The organism is uncultured Kiloniella sp., assembly GCF_937128705.1.
In the GTDB taxonomy this organism is placed as follows: Bacteria; Pseudomonadota; Alphaproteobacteria; order Kiloniellales; family Kiloniellaceae; genus Kiloniella.
Window position 1 is genome coordinate 1 of record NZ_CAKZMP010000137.1, and the last position, 4,694, is coordinate 4,694.

Here is a 4,694-nt window from a genome sequence, read left to right on the forward strand (position 1 = left end):
TAAGTTATTTAATATTTGGCGCAAGCGTGTCTGATCACTGTAAACCAGCTTGTGATCGTGTAGGTCAATTTCGGTAACAAATTTGATACCCTTTTCTTCAGCGAGTGCGCCAAAGGTTGCTTTAAGGGGGGGGAGCATTTCGGTTAGATCAAAAATTCTGCTTTCTAGTTCCAGTGCACCGCTTTCGATTTTGCTCATATCCAGTACGTCATTGATAATTTCCAATAGACTTTGGCTGGAAGAAATCAGTGTTGAGATTTTATGTTCCTGATCAATGTTTAGCTCTGTATTTTTGAGTAGCTGAGTCATACCAATGATGCCGTTCAAAGGCGTGCGGATTTCGTGGCTCATGGTTGCCAGAAAATCAGATTTTGCAGAGTTGGCCGTTTCTGCGTCGTCCTTCGCTTTTTCTAGTGCTTTGGTGCGTTGTTTGATTTTGGTTTCAAGGTTGCGATTGAGTTCTTCTACTTCTCTTTTTGAGCCTTCCAGTTTCTCTTCAGCACGTTTTAATTCAGTTACATCCTGAACCAGTCCAGTGGCCTGAAGAACTTTTCCCGTAAGATCACAATTCAGATTATTGTGGCTAATCACGTGGTGGACTTCACCATTTTGATGAACCACACGATAGGCGAGTGAAAAATTTGTCCCCTGTTCGAGGTTTTCACCCTGAATTCTTTCGACGCGTTCTCGGTCATCTGGATGTACACAGCCAATAAATGTGTCGTACCCGGGCTTTGCGGTTGCCGGAAGTCCGTATACACTTGGCAGGTTTTCAGACCATTCTTCGTACCCGTTTGCTAAATCCCAAAACCAGTGCCCCATCTTGGCAACCCGTTGAGCGCGTAGCAGGTTAAAATTCTGGTTATCAAATCGTTCAGAAAGCTCTTGGCGGGTTGATATCTCGCTGTGCAGTGATGCTAGGCTTTCCTGAATTTTGTCGAGCATGGCATTAAAGCTAACCCCGAGCTGACCGATTTCGTCTGCATTTGTATCGCCAAGTCTGACGTCTAAATTACCGCCTCTGATTTCATTACTAACTTCTGCAAGGTAAAGGATCGGACTGATTAATTTGCTTTGCATGTGAAAGTAGCTAATCAGGACAAAGAAGATTGTGGATATAACCAAAATAGCAGCAAGAATTGTTAACTGGTTGATTTTATTTTCGATCATAGCAACTTCGTTTGCTGTCCGCTGATCGATTTCTCTCTGGAAGTTATTTATAGGGCGCATAATTTTGGCTTTGGCAACGTGATAGGCATCACTGAACAAAATATCTGCTGCAAGCTGAGGGTCTGGCGGGGCCTTACGGGCCAGGTTTCGGTTTTTATCTGCGAACAGGCCATTAAGTGCAGCAAACGCTTTACGTTCAAGAAACACAAGTTCGTCGGAATTTGATTTGGCCTCTTCCAGAAAATGAAGTTCTTTTTCACTAACGCCCACAGCTTGGATCAGTGATAAAAGGGATGCTGCTGGTTTCGGAGCATCCGTACTCGTCTGTCCGGAAATAACAAAGTCCCAATAGATGCGAGTGTAATTTTTGGGTCTTGGTTTTCCCCCATTTCGAATGCTTAGAATATCATTGAAGTATTGTTTGAAACGCTGTTCCCCTGTTACGGCATAACTTCGTGCCATGCGTGTTAAATCGTCAGATGATTGACGAAGTTGATCAGCGAGTTTTAAGGCTTCTTGGCGTTGTCGTTCTTTTTGGGTTAATTCTGTCGAATTGTTATATATTAACCCAAGGGTAATGGTTGTCGCCCCCAGCAACACCATAAGAAGGGTAAAGATGATAATAACCCGAACACGGATCGACATATAAAAGCACCTGATTCCCGTATCGTATATCCTAAGACTTTGTCATTAAAGCACAGTTAATACCAATAAAATGGTATAAGGAACCGATTGGGAACAGTGTCAACAGGTGTGATTCGATCTGTTTTTTACACATCATGAGATAGTTTCCATCTTGCCTACAGATAAAGGTTGATCAGATAAGAGCAGTCTTAGGCGCTTTGCTCTTTCTCTGTGACGGGCTCGTGGATTATTTCCTGCATGACATTATTCATTTCTTCAAGAAGCACGCCCGGGTTTATTAGTTTTGCAACAAATGCGTTCATGCCGGCTTCTAAATATTCGTTGACATGATCTTCGACAACGTCAGCAGTAAGGGCAATGATGGGAACCTTGGCAATACTGCCTTCCAAATCCCGAATAATTCTTGTTGCTTCGGGGCCACTCATTTCCGGCATACGGATATCCATTAGAACAAGATCAATATTATCTTGCGCGGGATCAGATAATATGTCGACGGCTTTTTTTCCAGTATCGGCTTGTTTAACGTGATGTCCATATTTCCCCATAAGTACTGAAATAATACGCAAGTTGAGGGGATTATCATCAACCGCCAGAATTGATAGATTGCGGCGTGTTTCGTAAATGGCTGCTACATTTTTTTGCACAGGTGCAGCCGCTTCTTTGTTTGATTTGTTTAAGGGAATCTTGATTTCAAAAATAGTGCCTTTGTGTTCCTCTGACGAAACCTCGATGCTGCCATTCATGACATCAACTAGACGCTTTGATATCGCAAGACCTAACCCGGTTCCTTCGTAACGGCGGGAAATTGAGGCATCTGCCTGGGTAAATTCATCAAATATTTCTTTTAACCGATTGTCAGGAATACCGATGCCGGTATCTGTGACACTAATGACAAGCCACGCTTTGTCTTGATTTTCGGTTAGTTGTCGGGCTGAAAGTGTTACGCCCCCCTTTTCAGTGAACTTGATGGCATTGCCCAGCAGATTAATGAGGACCTGTCGTAGACGGGTAGGATCACCGTGCAGGTTGTTAGGAATTTTATCTTCTATTTCAATATTCAGCTTTAGAGATTTTTGCCGGGCAGATTGTTCAACAATTTCTATGGTTTTGTTGAGCTCATGGCGTAATTGATAATCTATATTTTCCAGCTTGAGTTTACCTGAATCAATTTTCGACAGGTCAAGAATATCGTTAATGATGACAAGTAGCGACTGGGTCGTTTCTTTTATTTTTTCAACTTTTTCACGTGTGTCCGGTGTTATACTGTCGTCCAATAGCATATCTGCCAGACCAAGCACCCCGGCCATCGGGGTTCTTATTTCATGGCTCATAGACGCGAGGAATTCTTGCTTGGCTTTACTGGCCGCTTGGGCTGCCTCAAATTGTTTTTCCAGCTCAACTGTTCTGTCTATAATTCGTTGCTCTAATGATTCCGCTGCTTTTCTAAGGTCTGATTCTGCCGTGTCGCGTTCCTGGATACGTTTGGAAATTGATTGTAAAAGTCGGTTTCCTGATTCTGCCAACACATAAAGCTCGTCGCCGTGGTTTTTCTTTGGCACAGCCAGTTGTGTTTGTAACGGGGCATCGGGGTCCGTTGCGGCCAGCGCGTGAGAGATGTTTTGTAAAGGACCAATCAGCAATCGATAAAAAATAAACGAAAATATACCCGCAATAATAAGACTCTGTAGTATGATGACCGAGGCTTCTAGCGCGACCCTCTGGATGAACTCTTCTGCGACATTTATGGGGTCTGCTATGACTTGTAAGTACCCTGCTGTAACTTCGGGGTCATCAATGGTTCGCAGTTCTACCTCAAAGGATTGTAGTCCGCCAAATCCATTGTTTGCAATCCAGCGATGTGGCGATGCTTCGTGAATGCGGGATCTGCTTGTAAGTGTATTGTGCAAGTCATCCAGAATTGTCACGGATATAATGGATTTATATTCCATGAGGCCGTTTGCAACTTCACCAGCTAAGTCATCGTTCACATTATAGGCAGATCTAGCAGCTGGTTCGTGGGCTGTTTTGATCACCTGTGCAACGGTTTTCCTGAAATTATTATTCGTTTCTTTCAGGTCCAGATAAGCAACAATCGTACTCATCATCAATCCGATGACAAGGGCGACAAAAATGACAGATCTTGCAACTTTGGAAGCAAGCCGTCTTTGAAGCTTTGGGGGGCGTGGATCTTTCGTCGACACGTTATCTGCTCAAAATATTATATATTTTGGAACAAGAAGTTGCTGTCATTTTCCGCAAGACTGATTGCCCCACGATTTTTGTAACTCCTGGTTCTTATCAATCCAACGATTGGTGGCTTGGTCATGCGTCATTCCGTCTGCATCAACAAGTGCGGCAACCTGACTGATCATTGGATTGGTAAAATTCATATCGTTGAGAACGGCATAGGCACAGGGCCATGTGATTTCCATTTTGACCCAAGCGACCTTTTTGAGCCACCCGTCTTTTGGGTTGCCGCAATCGTGAATTCGTTTGGGGTTAACCCCCCAAGCAGGGTCAGTTTCGCATTCTGCGCTATAGTTCGGGAACTCTACAAATTTACCGTCGTATCGGTCTTCGACCCAATTGGGGCTCCAATTAAACAGCACAATCGGTTCTTTGTTTTTATAAGATTTTTCCAATTCAACCCACAGATCATCGGCTTGTTTTACCGGACGTACAGTGAAATCCATTTCAAGCGCTCTGATACGTGCCTTTTCTGGTTTTTCCCATGGACCAGCAACATATCTGCCTTGTGGGGCTGTCGAGCTATCAGAAAAGAGGGAGGCGCATTTCTTTAGAGCTTTCCAGTCGGGTAGTCCTGGGCAAAGTTGCTCAACATAGCTGGGGTACCACCATTCTTCGCGCGTTTTTGCATC

At 43.9% G+C, this 4,694-nt stretch carries 3 protein-coding genes; all 3 read right to left on the reverse strand.

Features of this window, described 5'->3' with window-relative positions:
• Positions 1-1,815: histidine kinase dimerization/phospho-acceptor domain-containing protein (locus Q0241_RS07610; protein WP_299375546.1), on the reverse strand; the 1,815-nt coding region annotated here is incomplete at its 3' end.
• Positions 1,816-2,003: 188 nt separating this feature from the next.
• A complete protein-coding gene (locus Q0241_RS07615; RefSeq protein WP_299375550.1) occupies positions 2,004-4,016 on the reverse strand; it encodes an ATP-binding protein in 2,013 nt (670 codons plus the stop codon).
• 45 nt (positions 4,017-4,061) lie between these two features.
• Positions 4,062-4,694: glycine betaine ABC transporter substrate-binding protein (locus tag Q0241_RS07620; RefSeq protein WP_299375553.1), on the reverse strand; the 633-nt coding region annotated here is incomplete at its 5' end.